Raw genomic sequence first — 15,341 nt, 5'->3', positions numbered from 1 at the left:
GCAGTCACCGCTTCAGATACAGGTAGCAATCATGTCAGCAAAACATCCCATTATCGCAGTAACAGGCTCCTCCGGCGCTGGAACTACCACGACAACAACTGCCTTTAGCCATATTTTCAGGCAGTTGGGGATTAACGCCGCCATGGTAGAAGGTGACAGTTTTCATCACTATACCCGCGCAGAAATGGAAGTGATGATCCGCAAGGCTAAAGCGGAGAATCGCAATATCAGCTATTTCGGACCAGAAGCGAACGACTTCGACCGCTTAGAAAAGTGCTTTGCTGATTACTCGGCCAGTGGTCAGGGAGAAACCCGTTCTTATCTACACACGTTTGATGAAGCCGTGCCATATAACCAGATGCCTGGAACCTTTACCCAGTGGCAGCCGCTTCCAGATAACACCGATATGCTTTATTACGAAGGGCTGCACGGCGCGGTGGTGACACCGGAAAATAATGTGGCACAGCACGTAGATTTGCTGATTGGCATGGTTCCGATTGTTAACTTGGAGTGGATCCAGAAAATTATTCGTGACACCAGTGAGCGCGGCCACACCAAAGAGAAAGTGATGGGGTCAATCGTGCGCTCAATGGAAGACTACATTAACCATATGACACCGCAGTTTTCCCGGACCCATATCAACTTCCAGCGCGTTCCCACCGTAGATACCTCCAATCCCTTCAGTGCCAAGGATATTCCGAGTCTTGATGAAAGCTTTGTGGTGATCCGCTTCCGCGGTGTGGACAAAGTGGACTTTCCTTTTTATCTGCAGATGATCCAAGGCTCATTTATGTCACGAGTGAACACACTGGTAGTGCCTGGTGGCAAGATGTCACTGGCGATGGAATTGATCCTCACCCCACTGATCAAAGCGCTGATGGACCGGCGGATTGCCACCTTAGAGCAGGAACTGGAATAATCCTGCCACTCAACTCGATTAAGTTTGCTTTAATCACTTACCGCTATATTGTCTGCCATCGGGATTTCAGACGAAATTCTGATAGCCGGCAGTCAAGGTGGAAATAGATTCCCCCATCATGATCTGTTTATTTCTGCTCTGATATGTCGGCAACCCGATTCATATGTGTGGATGACTCTTTTTTTCTCTCATATTTCGCCCGTTATGGGCATTTTTTTTGCCATCAGTCCAACGGTAAGATTTCGCGATAAGGTTTTTGTTGCAGATAATCCTGCAGGCGCGACTGAAATTCACCTTCCTTATCATGGATTTTACTTTTATTGGCCTGGAGTGCCGCAATCGCCCTGCGCTGCGTTTTTACGGCAGCAGTGAAGTTTCCCATTTCAGCGTAAGCCGCTGCCAAATTATCCAAATTGGTCGGATCCTGCTGATTATGCTTCAGTAAATCAGTTGCCAATTGCAGCGCTTTTTCGCCATCGCGATACTGTTTCTCTGGACAGGTAGCCAAGATCCAAGCGGCATTGCCCATAGACACTTTGTCACCCGCTTCAGTGAAGTATTTAACGGCTTTACCGCAATGACGGCTAACACCATCACCACCTGCGGCATAAATAAATCCGAGACGAAAACGCGCCCACCGATCATCTTTCTCTGCTAAGCGCAGATACCAATGTTCAGCCAGCGACAGGTCACGCTTGATCAATTTGCCTTCAAAGGCCAAATCTGCCAGCGTTTTCTGTGCATTAATATCACCACCGTCCGCCGCTTGCTTGAGCCATGAAATACCCAGCGCCTTGTCTGTTTTGACAAACCGCCCAGAGACATACATCAGCCCCAACAAATATTGCGCGTCGGCAGAACCCTCTTCGGCATTAAGTTGAACATAGGCCACTTTACTGGCAATCAGCTCTTGCTGTGGCTGCGGGATAGAAAATGCCCAACCGTTTGCCGACAAGGTCAGCGCCAGCCCTGAAAAAAGCCCAAGTAGTAAATGCGGATATCTCACGGCAGTATCCCTGCGTATATCAAACTGATTTCAAAGTTAGCCAGAATTGGGTGGCAAAGTCGAGTATTAAGCGCCATCATCTGTGTAAAAGATAAACGGTATACCATTCAGATATTCGTGCCCAGTCAAATCCCGACAACAAGTTGTGATTTGCCCTACAAGACTGGCATCTGGTACCCGGCTAAGCAGAGGTATTTATTGACTTATGTCACTAAAGTATCAGAATGTTGTATTTATTAAGCAGTTATTAATTTTTAGAGTGCGCAGGGAATTGCAGCACAGAGTGGGTCACAGGATACACTTGGGCCGATTGACTCAAGATCCTTATTTAGCATACTCTAACTTTACATTAAACAATTGAGGAACAAAGGCATGGCTCTGATTGGTAAGCCAAAACCGGATCCGACTTTGGAATGGTTTTTATCTCACTGTCACATTCATAAATATCCAGCCAAGAGCACATTGATCCACGCCGGTGAAGGTTCTGATACCCTCTATTACATCGTGAAGGGTTCCGTTGCAGTTCTGATTAAAGACGACGAAGGCAAGGAGATGATCCTGTCTTATCTGAACCAGGGTGATTTTATCGGTGAGCTGGGGTTGTTCGAAGAACAAGCGGAGCGTACTGCCTGGGTTCGAGCGAAACAAGCTTGTGAAATTGCTGAAATTTCCTACAAGAAATTCAAGCAATTGATTCAGGTTAATCCTGAAATCCTGATGAAACTGGCGGCTCAGATGGCACACCGTCTGCAGAATACCAGCCAAAAAGTAGGCAATCTGGCGTTTCTTGATGTGGCCGGACGTATTGCCCAGACGTTGTTGCATCTGGCAAAACAGCCCGATGCGATGACCCACCCAGACGGCATGCAGATCAAGATTACCCGTCAGGAAATTGGTCAGATTGTGGGTTGTTCCCGCGAAACCGTTGGCCGCATTTTAAAGATGCTGGAAGAACAGAATCTTATCCAGGCCCACGGTAAGACCATCGTGGTGTACGGTACCCGTTAATCGCTGATTCAGATTGATTTAATCCTGATTTATTAAAGTGGCCGAGGTGTAAATCTTGGTCACTTTTTTGTTTTTCAGGAGTGTTGATGAGCTGGCTGAATCAACTGTGCTGGGCAGGGCTATTACCTGTTATCACCCATGCCAATGTCGCCAGTTTACACCTGCAAGCAGATCACAACATTGCCAAAGAACTCGTCCGCACCGGCGAAATACTCTCCCTCGATACCACCTTATCCAAACTGCAACATTTCTGTTATGGGCAATTGGTTGACGCACATATCTACCAGCAAGACGACAAATGGCGTTATGATTTACTGATTAGAATTGACCAGGACACCCTGCTGCGACTGGATCTGAATGCCAGTACCGGTGAACATGATGGTCAACCGTTACCTGAAGAGTGCCATCCTTATGAAACTGCTCCTCGTTGAAGACAATGATTTGCTGGTAAACGAACTGGTGAAACAGTTGAAAGTTGCTGGCTATGTTACTGATGTGGCTGCCAAAGCAGTCGATGCCGACTATCTGATCAAAGAAACCCAGTATGATTGTGTCATTTTGGATATTGGTCTGCCCGATGGCAACGGACTGGCACTATTGCAGAGTTGGCGCCAGCGTGGCATTAACACGCCGGTGATTATGTTGACGGCCCGTAGCCAATGGCATGAAAAGGTTGAAGGTTTTAATGCTGGTGCAGATGACTATCTCGGTAAACCTTTTCATACCCAGGAACTGCTGGCACGTTTACAAGCAGTTATTCACCGAACCCACGGTCGTGCAACCACCCCCAGTAAACAACTGAGCTTTGGCGGTGTAGTCTTGGATGAAACCGAGCAGACTGTGACCGTCAATGAACAGTGTTTTGAACTGACCGCAATGGAGTTCCGGCTGTTGCGGATATTTCTAATGTCACCTAAAAAACTGTTATCCAAGGCGCAACTGAGCGATAAGCTGTATCAATTCGACGACGAAAAAGAGAGTAACGTCGTTGAAGTCTACGTGACCCATCTGCGTAAAAAACTTGGCAAAAGCGCCATTGAAACCCGCCGCGGCCAAGGTTATATCTTCCACGGTACGCAATTGTCATGATGTCAATAAAAACCAAGCTCACTTTATGGCTGACCGCTCTTGTACTGCTCAGTTCGCTTATTGGCCTTGGTTTTATTGAATCGATGTTACGCCAAGCGTTCCACGACTCCATCATCGATCGCCTCCATGAAGATCTGGAGCAAGTCATACTTGCCAGCGACATCAGGCATGATGAAGTGTTGGTGGACAAAAGCCAGCTGTCTGGCTTCTATAATCCCGCCTATTCCGGCCGTTATTATCAGCTCAACTTGGGCGACATTGAAGTTCGCTCCCGTTCACTTTGGGACAAACATCTGGATATTACGCCGCTGGCACCGGGGGAAAGCCGAGTATGGCAGGCAAAGGGACCGCAACATCATGATATTCAACTGTTATCCAGAGGGCTACCCGCCATTGCTGGCGCGCATGGTAACCCAACGATCACCGTGGCTCAGGATCTCAGTATTGGCCGCAAGGTATTCACAGAGGTCTACGGAGCTAAATTAACCGTCAATCTGACAACGTTGCTGGTGATGATCCTCGGCATCTTTTTGAGCCTGCGTCAGTCCTTCAAACCAGTGACCAAGATGAAGCATGCCTTGGCAAAACTGCGTGAAGGCCAGAGCTCATCGTTGTCGCTAGCAAGCGTACCCGCTGAGATCAAGCCACTAGCGGAAACCTATAATGAACTGTTGGAATACACCAGCAATCAGATCCAACGCAGCCGTAATAACCTTGGTAATCTCAGTCATGGACTGAAAACCCCGCTGGCGGTTATGCGACAGCAGGTGGAAGTGCTAGGCTTAAAAGATCCAGAAACCGCAGCCGCACTGGAACAACAACTGGATCAGATCCACAAGATGATCGAGCGCAAGTTGGCCGCAGCCCGCATTACTGGCGATATGTTACCCGCAGCACAAATGGTTATCCCCCGTGATTTGGACAGCTTATGTGTGACCATGGGTAAGGTACACCACCAAAAGCAGGTCAACTATAAGTTTGATATCAGTGAACAGGTGCCACGACTGCCAATCCACCGAGAGGACGGTATGGAGTTATTTGGCAATCTATTGGACAACGCCTCCAAATGGGCTAACGAAACGGTACTGATCCGTATCTGGCTGCAACAGGGCGACATCCAGATCACCATTGAGGACGATGGTCCCGGCGTGCCACCAACAGACCTGCCTAAACTCACCCGCCGCGGTAAACGTCTGGACGAAGAGGTGGCGGGTCATGGCCTGGGGCTATCCATTGTTAAGGATATCTGTGAACAGTACCAGTTACAGGTATCCTTTGAGCGCAGTCCATCATTGGGCGGGTTGAAGGTACTCTTGCAGGTGCCCAAGCACAAAGAAAGCATTGTATAGCTGTTTTTCCTCGAGCAGATGTCGCGGTCATCTTTTGTGTATGTGATTAACGCTTTTTAGCGTAACAAGCAGCGTCAATTGCTGCACGCATAACAAGTGCAACTCAAAACATGTAACCGTTGTAGTCGCACTATGGTGTATGTCACAGGCTTAAAGCCCTCCTAATGGAAGGCTTGTAAGCACTGTTTAAAGTCAGCTTTTAGCGTTGGTACTTTCAAAGATTTTGTCTGCTGATGCCGCAACAAAACCAGTGTAAAGCTTGCCGTCCGCTTTAGGATAACGCAGGGCAAATTCATAAAAACAGCTAGGGATTTCCATCGTACGCTCACCAAAGGACACAGGAATACGGTCGGCCATGGTGGACGATTGTTCCAGCAACACCGCTGCAGAGCCTTTAATCTCGCCACCAGCACTGTTGAGCACAAATCCCGCATGCTTTAACGCATCATTCACGGCCTGCAGCGTAGTGAATCCAGCCAAATGATTTACCGACACGGTAAAATGGTTGGCACGATAACCAAAAGCCGCGACCCAAGCGGCATATTCGCTTTCTTCAAGGAGACGCGAATAGGTGGCGTAATCCATCGACCAATGACGGCCAGAATACAGAAAATCATCGGCGCTAGTGGCATCTTCAGGGATCTGCGCCACCAGTTGCGCCACTGTCTGCTGCAGCCAAGGGCTAAATTGCTCCACCAGCAGTTCGGAGATAAACACCTTAGGTTGGGTGTCATCAGGATGTTCAAAATGCTTGGCGCGCAGCTTTTTCTGCTCAAACACATAGTCGCCACAAGCCTGGTAACCCAACGCCTCAAAATGCGCTGCCAGTACTTCCAACTTCACTTTCGGCAGATTAAAGGTACGTAGCGCAATATGATCATTGATAATCGCCTTGCCATGCCCCAGCAGCTGATGCACCTTTGCCGCCGAGGGTGTCATGGAGATATAGTCCTGCCACATGGCAGCAAACAGGTTATCGATATCCTGATGCATAAAATCCTCCTGATGTTGACCTGCCGCCGCTATATAGCGCCCCCGCGACGACATATAAAAAGGAAGCAACAAATGGCTTCCTAACAAATTTACAGCGTTAATCCTGGACTCAGCGTTGCAGGGAGACTCAAGACATCGGCTTCCATGGATGCCACTGGATACGCGCAATAATCGGCCGCATAGAATGCACTGGGCCGATGATTGCCAGAATCACCGATACCGCCAAATGGCGCCGAACCCGCAGCGCCGGTGATTTGCTTATTCCAGTTCACAATCCCAGCACGGCTGCGAGCAAAAAAGTAGTCAAAATCAGCGCGACTGTCGGCCAGTAGTCCAGCAGATAATCCGTAGCGAGTGTTATTTGCCATGGCGATAGCGTCATCAAAATGCTGATAACGTACCAACTGTAATAAAGGACCGAAATATTCTTCGTCCGGCAATACATTGACCGCCGTAACATCAATAAGCCCAGGAGACACCAGCCCAGTGCCAGCTTGCAACTGTTGCATCACCACCAGCGACTTACCGCCCAGCTGCTGTAACTGCTGCTGCGCCGCCAACATGCCCTGTGCGGCTCGTTCCGACACCATCGCCCCCATAAACGGCTGAGGTTGGGCATTCCACGGCCCAACTTTTATGGCTTTTACCGCTGAGACCAGAGCGTCGATGAGCTTATCGCCCTGAGCCCCCTGCTGCACATACAGGCGGCGAGCACAGGTGCAACGTTGCCCCGATGAGATATAAGCCGACTGAATAATCTCATGCACCGCGGCTTTAATATCAGCAACGTCTTTGACTATCAGTGGGTTATTGCCGCCCATCTCCAACGCCAAAATCTTGCCAGGACGGCCGCCAAACTGCTGATGTAAAAGCTGTCCAGTACGGCTACTGCCAGTAAAGAACAGGCCATCAATACCGTCGTGCCCCGCCAGCGCTTTGCCAGTTTCCACTTCTCCTTGCACTAGGTTGATAACGCCTGCAGGCAAACCGGATTGCTGCCACAACTGCACCATCAGTTGCGCCACTTTGGGTGTCAGCTCTGAAGGTTTGAACACCACTGTGTTACCAGCCAACAATGCCGGCACAATATGACCATTAGGTAGATGTCCCGGAAAATTGTATGGGCCGAATACCGCAACTACGCCGTGCGGCTTATGACGTAATACAGCTCTGGCAACTGGCAATTCACTCTCGCTGACACCGGTACGCTGCTGATAAGCCTTGGCTGACAGCGCAATTTTGCCAATCATTGCCGCCGCCTCAGTGGCGGTTTCCCACAACGGCTTACCGGTTTCCTCAGCAATGGTTGTCGCCAGCAGCTCACGGTTGGCTTCCAGCTGTTGCCGGTATGCTTCAACATGGCGCAAACGCCCCTCAAATCCCAACATGAACCAGTCAAACTGAGCGGCCCTAGCTGCCGCAACTGCGGTATCAACCTGTGATGAAGTGGCGGCATTACCTTGCCAAAGCTGCTCGCCGTTGGCTGGATTGCAAGAGACCGTCTGCTGGCCCTCACCGTTAATCCAGTTACCATTGATAAACTGAGTCATGAGGTTCTCCTAAATGGGTAAGATCCGTACCTGCTGCCCGGACTGAACTCGCAATGCTTGGGCTAACTGGGGGGACAGTGTGACCTGATTACTTTCAGCTGTCAGATTAAGTGACAATGCCGTCGCACGAAAATCGGCCACTTGTGTGTTGGCAACAATGTATTTATCGCCACTTTCGGCCATTGCGCCAACTGTAACGGTCAGTAAGCGGCTGTCGCGTACTGCGCGGATCTCCTGCAGGTTGCACTCAACCGTTGGACCGCCATCAAAAATGTCGACATAACCACGGCAACGGAAACCTTCCGCCTGAAGCAAACTCAGGGCTGGACGGGTATTGGTGTGTACTTCGCCAATCACCCGCTGAGCCGCCTCTGGCAACAGACAGAGATACACTGGACTACGGGGCATCATCTCGGCCATGAAAGCTTTTTGCCCAAGGCCAGACAGATAGTCCGCCTCAATAAAATCAATACCGAGAAAATGCTGTTGTAACCAGCCATAAAAAGGTGAATTACCCGCCCCATCACTGACGCCCCGCATCTCGGCAATCACCGTGTCACCAAAACGCGACGGATGCTGTGCCAGAAACAAAAAACGACAGCGAGACAGTAAGCGGCCATTGGTACTCTTACGGTAATCCTTGCGCAGAAATAAGGTGCACAGTTCTGCCGCACCAGTGTAGTCATGGCACAAAGTTAGCGTTTCGACTTCATTGCGTACGCCAATTTGTGCCGAATGATAGACTTCGGTGCCAATACGGTAGTGGTAGAAGGCATCTTCCATGCCCACGGCACCTTCAATACCGCAAGTGCCGACAACTTCACCACTGTCAGTATCTTCCATGACAAACAGATAGCTTTCATCATAGGGCTTGCTGACAGACTTATTGAACGAGACTTCGGCACGACGAATTTTGGCAGCCAGCACCTCATCATTGACGGGTAAAGAGGTAAAGCCGTGGCCGGAGGCTTCGGCAATATAGCGCAGAGCAGCAAAATCAGACTGGCAAATAGGCCGGATTATCAACATGGTTAACTCTCCTGTGTCCCCACTGAATATCCGGCGTATAAGCACGCCGGATACGGGGAAAGCGTAAAGGTCAGGGTGTAACTGCGTCCTGAACGCTTTTTAAGCTTCGACTATCTGGGCGATAGCTTTTTCCAGGCGAGCCATGCCTTCGGCAATGTCTTCCTCTGGGATGATAAGTGAAGGGGCAAACCGCAGCACATTCGCACCGGCAACCAGTACCATCAGGCCATTATCAATCGCGGCTAACAGGAAGTCGCGGCTACGGCCTTGATATTTTTCATTCAGCACGCCGCCAAGCAGTAACCCTTTACCGCGCACCTGAGAAAACACATGGTATTTGTCATTGATGCTATTGAGTCCATCGCGGAACAACTGTTCACGACGTTTAACACCGTCCAGCACTTCTGGGGTATTAACGATATCCATCACCGCGTTGCCAATAGCGCACGCCAATGGATTACCACCATAGGTAGAGCCGTGAGTACCCACCTTGAAGTGTGAGGCAATTTCAGTGGTCGTCAGCATCGCGGCAATTGGGAAGCCGCCTCCCAGCGCTTTGGCGGTGGTCAGAATGTCCGGCACAATATCAGTGCCCATATAAGCGTAAAGATCGCCAGTACGCCCCATACCGCTTTGTACTTCGTCAAACACCACCAGCGCATTGTACTTATCAGCCAACTCACGCACTTTACGCAAAAACGCGGGATCGCCGTTAATGATGCCGCCTTCGCCCTGCAACGGCTCTAACATGATGGCACAGGTCTTTTCTGACACTGTCGCTTCCAGAGCATCAATATCGTTGTAGGGAATGTGAGTAATCGCCTGAGGTTTAGGACCAAAACCATCGGAATACGCGGCCTGACCACCCACGCTGACGGTGAAGAATGTGCGGCCGTGGAAAGCTTTATCAAAGGCAATGATCTCGTCTTTCTCTGGACCATAGTTGTCTACAGCATAACGACGAGCCAGTTTCAGCGCTGCTTCGTTGGCCTCAGCACCGGAGTTGGCAAAATAAACTTTTTCAGCAAAGGTCGCATTAACCAACTTAGTTGCCAGCGCCAGTGCCGGTTCGTTGGTCATCACATTTGACAAATGCCACAGCTTTTCGCCCTGTTCTTTCAGTGCCCCAACCAGTGCCGGATGACAATGCCCCAGACAAGTCACCGCAATACCACCGGCAAAGTCGACATACTCTTTATCTTGCTGATCCCACACCCGACTGCCCTGACCACGCACAGGGATTACCGGAGACGGTGCATAATTAGGCACCATAACTTCATCAAACTGAGCACGAGTCAGATTCATTTTCACACTCATTCCTGAATATCCTTTATGATTTCAGACAGCGCTGTAATCGCTGTCCCTTCGCAGTTAATCTCTCTTTGTCGTTTAGTATTACTGCGGTTCGGTGTTTTAGGTATGTGACATTAATAGCGAAATTGTGATCAAAATACCAGATTGATCAGGGTCAGCGCTTAACTCTTCGAAGGGTAAGTGCATAAAGATCTGATTTCAGGAAGTAAAAAGGCAGTAAACCGATATTTCCAGGCATAATTAGTCACAAAAAAAACCAGCCGAGCCACAAATGGTTAACTATTCGTTTTAAGTGAATAGTTAACCATAATAATAACAGCAGTTACTATGCGGTAGAAGTTGCTGCCGAATGAAAAAATAAAGAAATTTGGGGCGTTGAGTGAGCAAAACGTCAATCCTGCTTGCCAGCGGCCATCTATTTCAGAACAGCGTCAATTTGCGATAGTTCTGCCCCTGCAGCCGGATAAGTTCCTGTTCGCTCATTTCATAATAACTATGCAGTAACTGTTTATCTCGGAAACTTAATTGGTTTGCTTCCTCGAGCAGCAAACCCTGTACATAACAGCTAGCTTTGGCGACTAATTGCGCTGTCAGCGACATCTGTTCAAATCCGGCGAGATCCTGCAACGCCCGTAATTGCAATACCAGTTCACTGTCAGCAAATCCTAGCCATTGCGGTAACTGCCAGTTCAGTTGCATGCCTAACTCGGCGACTTGCTGGCAAATCTCTGCTGCCGGGAACTCACTGACCGCCACCGCATCATACAACTCTTTATCCCGCGCTTTGCTGGCTTCACGCAACCAGTTACCACGCAGTTGTTCAAAAATCGCAGCCCCGATCCCTAAGATGACCGAAGCCCCCAATTGCCGCATCAGTGCTAAGGAATACAACAGTGCACCATCCTGTTCGTGCAGCGCTGCCAGTGCTCTGACTGCCACCCCTTGGATCTGCGCATAACGCCATAATTTACGATTAATCCACAACAGGCTGGTATGGCCGAGCGGCAACCAGTGTCGACAGAGGTAGAAGGGGATCAGTAAACGCAGATTATCCAAGCCGATATAACCAAGAACCAGTTTTAGATCAGTCACCTGCAGGTCGCTATTTTGAGGTTTTCTGGCACCAAATACCGGGCTGTTAACCATGTTGGTCAGATCACGGGCCAACCAAACCTGGCCGTCGATGATCGGCCGTAAGCGGCTAAGATCCAGTTTTGAGGAATGTAGCAACTCCAGTAACAACAGATGCTTATCTGAAACCGGGCTCAAATGTTGGATCACCTCCGCTGACGCCAGTTGGTTTGCCAGCTCGGCTTTCAAACTCATGTGCAACTGGCCATTAATTTGCTGCGCGAGCAGCTTGCTCTGCTGTTTCTTAGCGATGCGTGCCAGTGCGGCTTCCCGCTCGATTTCCAGTTTAAACGCAACGGCTTCCAGTTCCGGTTCTGGGTCATCCCACACCGGGGTGTTAGTTGATGTTCCCATAATCAGCTGTTGCAGGAACTTCTGTTCCAGTGCCGCCACTGGCGCGGGTTTTAGCCCGCCGGAAATCGACGCTACCACCTGTGTAATGGTCCCCTTGGCTGCAGCCAATGAAAATCCGAATCATTAATACATTTTATATGTATTCCTACCAAGAAACGCCAGTGATATTGCGATAACAACGGATATGAACGAAAAAAAACAGGCCCCCTAAGGAGCCTGTTTGTCAGCATGTGCTTTTTGTCTCAGTTAGCGCTTCAGATCAGTTTCAAACAACCGCAAAATGCGGCGGTATTCATCCAACCAACTGGAAGGCTGACGGAAACCATGGTGCTCTACTGGATAGTAGGCCATATCGAAGTGAGGATTCTCTAACTCAATCAGATGCTGCACCATCCGCACACTATCTTGGAAGAACACGTTATCGTCTTCAATACCGCCTAGAATAAGCAGATGATTTTTCAAACCCTGTGCATGTTCAATCGGCGAACTGCGGCTATAAGCCAACGGATCATCGTCAGGGGTGTTGAGAATATTGGAGGTATAGGGCGCATTGTAGTGTGCCCAGTCGGCAACCGGTCTTAATGCGGCACCACATTGGAATAGATCCGGCGCGGTAAATAGCGACATAAAGGTCAAGAACCCCCCATAGGAGCCGCCGTAAGTGCCGACTCGTTTGGTGTCGATATTGGCATGTTGGGCCATCCAGGCCACACCATCTTTGAGATCATCAACTTCCGGGTGCCCCATGTTACGATAGATAGCCGTTCGCCAATCGCGACCGTAACCTTTGGAACCACGATAATCCATATCCAGCACCACATAGCCGTGCTGCGCCAACAAATTGTTGAACATGAATTCGCGGAAGTAATCAGAGAAGCCATAGTGCACTTCCTGCAGATAACCGGCACCATGGTTGAAAATCACGGCCGGATATTTATCAGCCCGCTTAGCATCAAACCCCTGGGGCAAATACAGCCTTGCATAGACCTTACCAGCACCATGATTTGAGGGAACTGCAATAATCTGTGGCGCCTGCCATGGATAATCGGCAAACGCTTTGCTGGTATCGTGAGTCAGTTGTTTCAGTTCACCGCCAATAGGTTGCAGATATAACTCATTCGGCTGTGTTAGTGCCGAAGCTGTCAGCAGCAAGGCATCGCCTTTGGGACTCAGTTGATAATCCAGTGTACCGGTCCAATGGGTCAGCTGTTCGTCTTTATCGCTGTTCAAGTTCACCCGATAGACATTGTACTTGCCGGGATGCGCCTTATTGGCCTTGTAATAGAGGTACTGATTATCGGGGCTTAGGGTGATATCACTCACCACAAACTTACCCTGGGTAAGCGCTTTCTCCTTGCCGCCTAGCGGTTTCAAGTAAAGCTGTGAATAACCAGTCTTTTCTGACAGATAAAACAAGGTATCTGTGCCCGGTAACCAACCATACTGATTGTGGTCATAGTTGATCCAAGCATCATCGTGCAGCCGCTCCTGGGTGTGGAATTGGCCGTTGTTGAGATCGACTGTTGCAATCCAACGGTCCTTGTTGTCTGTGGCTTCCAGCATCACGGCTAGAGTATTTTTGTCGGCTTGCCACTGAATAGCACTTTGCTCCCAGCCCCAATCTTCAATCAAGCGGATGTTACGGACCTTAGGTTCGCTGTGGTAATCCTTACCTTGCGCTTTGGCGTTTTCTGCCTTCACGGCTGCCAGCACATCCTCGTTGTAGCCAGTCAGTCCTTCGAGCGTCACATCTTTCTGGTTATGAGTCTGCAGATCCAACACCACAAACCGCTGCCCCGGCAGTTTGTCTTCTGCCACCCGTGCGCGCACCGGCACCATGCCGATGTGCCCCTGAGCATCGAGGTAATTAGGCATCACGTCAGCATCAGTGCGCCCTTTGTAACTTTTATCCTGCAATACCAAAAACAGATAACGGCCATCGGGTGACACACTCAGTTCTGCCAAGGTATCTTTTTCACCCAGATAAAACGGCTTGGCCGCCAGCGTAGGATCTTGCTGTTGCAGTTGCGCTTTGTATTGCTCCAGCGCCTTGGCATTGTCATGCTGTTTGGCAACAAATTTGATCAAGCGCTGATTCTGTTTTGCCAAAAAAGTGTCTGGGTCTTTCACGCCGTCCGGAGCTTTAGCAAACTGGATGTCAGCCAACTGTTCCACCATGCCGGAGCCCTGATGGATGCGGAAAACCCGAGTGTTTTGCCAATACACCAAATCGCCGTTAGTCAGAAAACGCACACCGTCAATGTTATTGCTTTGACGGGTGAGCTGCGTAATCTTGCCGCTATTGAGCTGTTTCACAAACAGGTTGTTCTGATAAATATAGGCTTTGCGGCTTTTATCTTGACTCAGCACGCCACCGCGTTGCGATGCCAGATGTAGCTGGCTCAGCTGCAGTTCCTCGGTCACGCCGTCGGCTATGCCAAGGCGATAATAACTCCGCAAAGGTGACGCACTCGGCTGCCGATAAAACAGCACCGATTTAGCATCATCGCTCCAATAGGCACCTGCGGCACTGACACCCATCCAATCAGGATCCGCCATGATCTGTTCTAATGTCAGCGGTTTGTCGGCACTGGGGGGAGCCAACAATGGCTGGCTGATTACAGTATTGGTAATAGCTGGCGCAGGGGCACTGCTCTGAGTGGCGGCGCAGCCGCTGAGTACCGCCAGAGCCAAGGCGCTGAGCCCTACATGACGCACGAGGGTTTTCATTCGCATTCCTTTTTATTGTGAGATTTTCCGGTGTTGGCAACCGGAACAGGACTTATTAACAGCGCCAGTTATATCACATTGATAGCGATGAGTGAGCGCTGCGCGCAGGGAAACTTGTAAAGGCTTGTTAGCGAACAATGGTCTTGTCAAGCAACAGTCGCTTCCAGAAAATTAGCCAATAGCTCATGCCCTTGCTGGGTCATTATCGATTCAGGATGAAACTGCACACCAAACAATGCCTGCTGCGGCTGGCTAATTGCCATAATTTCCCGTCCCCAATGTGGATCATCAAACCAAGCGTCCAGCACAAAGCCCGCGGGCAATGACTGCACCAGCAAAGAGTGGTAACGGGTGACGGTAAGTGGTTGTTGCAGGTTGCGAAATAGTCGTTGCCCACTGTGCTGAATAGTGGATGTTTTACCATGCATCACGCGCTGAGCGCGGATGACCCGAGCACCGAATACCTGCGCGATGGCTTGATGACCGAGACACACCCCCAGCAATGGAATTTTTCCCGCCAGTTGTTCAATTAATGCCAATGAAATGCCCGCATCATCAGGGGTGCAAGGGCCGGGTGAGATCACCAAACGCGTCGGCTGCAACGCCAATGCCTCTGCCACCGTGAGCGCGTCATTACGGTAAACCACCGGCGATGCGCCGAGCTGCTGGAAATATTGCACCAGGTTGTAGGTAAATGAATCGTAATTATCGATAACCAATAACATATCAAATATAACAAATTGATTTTAAATGGATTAAATGTTTGAACCGTCATCATCTCTGTGACTGCTAACAAACTGAGAGCTGTCGGCTTATTTATACGGCGGTTATGGTGATATTGTGCCAAGCCTGCCCGACTTGCGACTCAA

13 protein-coding genes are annotated in these 15,341 nt (G+C 49.7%); 5 read left to right on the top strand and 8 right to left on the bottom strand.

Annotation, left to right across the window (positions count from 1 at the left end; genetic code table 11):
- Positions 1 to 31 precede the first annotated feature (31 nt).
- Entirely contained in the window at positions 32 to 919 is an 888-nt protein-coding gene (locus IE064_RS05570) for a phosphoribulokinase (RefSeq protein ID WP_133039872.1), read from the top strand.
- 223 nt (positions 920 to 1,142) lie between these two features.
- Here IE064_RS05570 and IE064_RS05565 read toward each other — a convergent pair whose 3' ends face one another.
- Complete coding sequence (locus IE064_RS05565; RefSeq protein WP_229799868.1) at positions 1,143 to 1,925, bottom strand: tetratricopeptide repeat protein; 783 nt, start codon at positions 1,923 to 1,925, stop codon at positions 1,143 to 1,145.
- Between the two features lie 372 nt (positions 1,926 to 2,297).
- On the opposite strand from IE064_RS05565, the gene crp reads away from it, so the two are divergent.
- The 4 genes from crp to IE064_RS05545 all read left to right on the top strand — a co-directional run bounded on the left by crp (position 2,298) and on the right by IE064_RS05545 (position 5,371).
- Entirely contained in the window at positions 2,298 to 2,933 is a 636-nt protein-coding gene (gene crp / locus IE064_RS05560) for a cAMP-activated global transcriptional regulator CRP (protein WP_133039871.1), read from the top strand.
- A gap of 86 nt (positions 2,934 to 3,019) precedes the next feature.
- Entirely contained in the window at positions 3,020 to 3,364 is a 345-nt protein-coding gene (locus IE064_RS05555; protein WP_189616999.1) for a PepSY domain-containing protein, read from the top strand.
- On the top strand, positions 3,345 to 4,022 hold the full coding sequence (locus IE064_RS05550; protein WP_133039869.1) for a response regulator transcription factor: 678 nt from the start codon (positions 3,345 to 3,347) through the stop codon (positions 4,020 to 4,022). Before IE064_RS05555 ends, IE064_RS05550 begins: the two co-directional genes overlap by 20 nt.
- Positions 4,019 to 5,371, top strand: a complete 1,353-nt coding sequence (locus IE064_RS05545; RefSeq protein ID WP_189616998.1) for an ATP-binding protein — start codon at positions 4,019 to 4,021, stop codon at positions 5,369 to 5,371. Before IE064_RS05550 ends, IE064_RS05545 begins: the two co-directional genes overlap by 4 nt.
- Positions 5,372 to 5,563: 192 nt before the next feature.
- Here the strand turns inward: IE064_RS05545 and IE064_RS05540 are convergent, their stop codons facing one another.
- From IE064_RS05540 to IE064_RS05510, 7 genes are all read right to left on the bottom strand, one after another.
- Positions 5,564 to 6,364, bottom strand: a complete 801-nt coding sequence (locus IE064_RS05540) for a DUF1338 domain-containing protein (RefSeq protein ID WP_189616997.1) — start codon at positions 6,362 to 6,364, stop codon at positions 5,564 to 5,566.
- A gap of 89 nt (positions 6,365 to 6,453) precedes the next feature.
- Positions 6,454 to 7,914, bottom strand: coding sequence for a succinylglutamate-semialdehyde dehydrogenase (gene astD, locus IE064_RS05535; protein WP_189616996.1), 1,461 nt, complete (start codon positions 7,912 to 7,914; stop codon positions 6,454 to 6,456).
- Positions 7,915 to 7,923: 9 nt separating this feature from the next.
- Positions 7,924 to 8,943 carry an arginine N-succinyltransferase gene (gene astA, locus IE064_RS05530; protein ID WP_189616995.1) on the bottom strand — a complete coding sequence of 340 codons (1,020 nt, stop codon included), beginning with the start codon at positions 8,941 to 8,943 and terminating at the stop codon, positions 7,924 to 7,926.
- A 99-nt stretch (positions 8,944 to 9,042) separates the two neighbouring features.
- Positions 9,043 to 10,260, bottom strand: a complete 1,218-nt coding sequence (locus IE064_RS05525; protein ID WP_133039864.1) for an aspartate aminotransferase family protein — start codon at positions 10,258 to 10,260, stop codon at positions 9,043 to 9,045.
- Positions 10,261 to 10,677: 417 nt separating this feature from the next.
- Positions 10,678 to 11,850 (bottom strand): HDOD domain-containing protein, encoded by a 1,173-nt coding sequence (locus IE064_RS05520; RefSeq protein WP_189616994.1) that lies wholly within the window; start codon positions 11,848 to 11,850, stop codon positions 10,678 to 10,680.
- A 138-nt stretch (positions 11,851 to 11,988) separates the two neighbouring features.
- Positions 11,989 to 14,472, bottom strand: coding sequence for a S9 family peptidase (locus IE064_RS05515; RefSeq protein WP_189616993.1), 2,484 nt, complete (start codon positions 14,470 to 14,472; stop codon positions 11,989 to 11,991).
- Between the two features lie 146 nt (positions 14,473 to 14,618).
- The gene (locus tag IE064_RS05510; protein WP_189616992.1) at positions 14,619 to 15,197 is read right to left on the bottom strand and encodes an anthranilate synthase component II; all 579 of its coding nucleotides are present in this window, start codon (positions 15,195 to 15,197) and stop codon (positions 14,619 to 14,621) included.
- Positions 15,198 to 15,341: the final 144 nt, after the last annotated feature.

It is taken from the genome of Shewanella fodinae (assembly GCF_014651955.1).
Taxonomy (GTDB): Bacteria; Pseudomonadota; Gammaproteobacteria; order Enterobacterales; family Shewanellaceae; genus Shewanella; species Shewanella fodinae.
Note: the sequence above shows the minus strand (reverse complement) of the source record. Positions and strands in the feature narration are given on the sequence as shown.

Bases quoted from the DNA above. Each gene is read 5' to 3' on its own strand.
- IE064_RS05570 (WP_133039872.1), top strand. From the start codon at position 32: ATGTCAGCAAAACATCCCATTATCGCAGTAACAGGCTCCTCCGGCGCT.
- crp (WP_133039871.1), top strand. From the start codon at position 2,298: ATGGCTCTGATTGGTAAGCCAAAACCGGATCCGACTTTGGAATGGTTT.
- IE064_RS05555 (WP_189616999.1), top strand. From the start codon at position 3,020: ATGAGCTGGCTGAATCAACTGTGCTGGGCAGGGCTATTACCTGTTATC.
- IE064_RS05550 (WP_133039869.1), top strand. From the start codon at position 3,345: ATGAAACTGCTCCTCGTTGAAGACAATGATTTGCTGGTAAACGAACTG.
- IE064_RS05545 (WP_189616998.1), top strand. From the start codon at position 4,019: ATGATGTCAATAAAAACCAAGCTCACTTTATGGCTGACCGCTCTTGTA.
- IE064_RS05540 (WP_189616997.1), bottom strand. From the start codon at position 6,364: ATGCATCAGGATATCGATAACCTGTTTGCTGCCATGTGGCAGGACTAT.
- astD (WP_189616996.1), bottom strand. From the start codon at position 7,914: ATGACTCAGTTTATCAATGGTAACTGGATTAACGGTGAGGGCCAGCAG.
- astA (WP_189616995.1), bottom strand. From the start codon at position 8,943: ATGTTGATAATCCGGCCTATTTGCCAGTCTGATTTTGCTGCTCTGCGC.
- IE064_RS05525 (WP_133039864.1), bottom strand. From the start codon at position 10,260: ATGAGTGTGAAAATGAATCTGACTCGTGCTCAGTTTGATGAAGTTATG.
- IE064_RS05515 (WP_189616993.1), bottom strand. From the start codon at position 14,472: ATGAAAACCCTCGTGCGTCATGTAGGGCTCAGCGCCTTGGCTCTGGCG.
- IE064_RS05510 (WP_189616992.1), bottom strand. From the start codon at position 15,197: ATGTTATTGGTTATCGATAATTACGATTCATTTACCTACAACCTGGTG.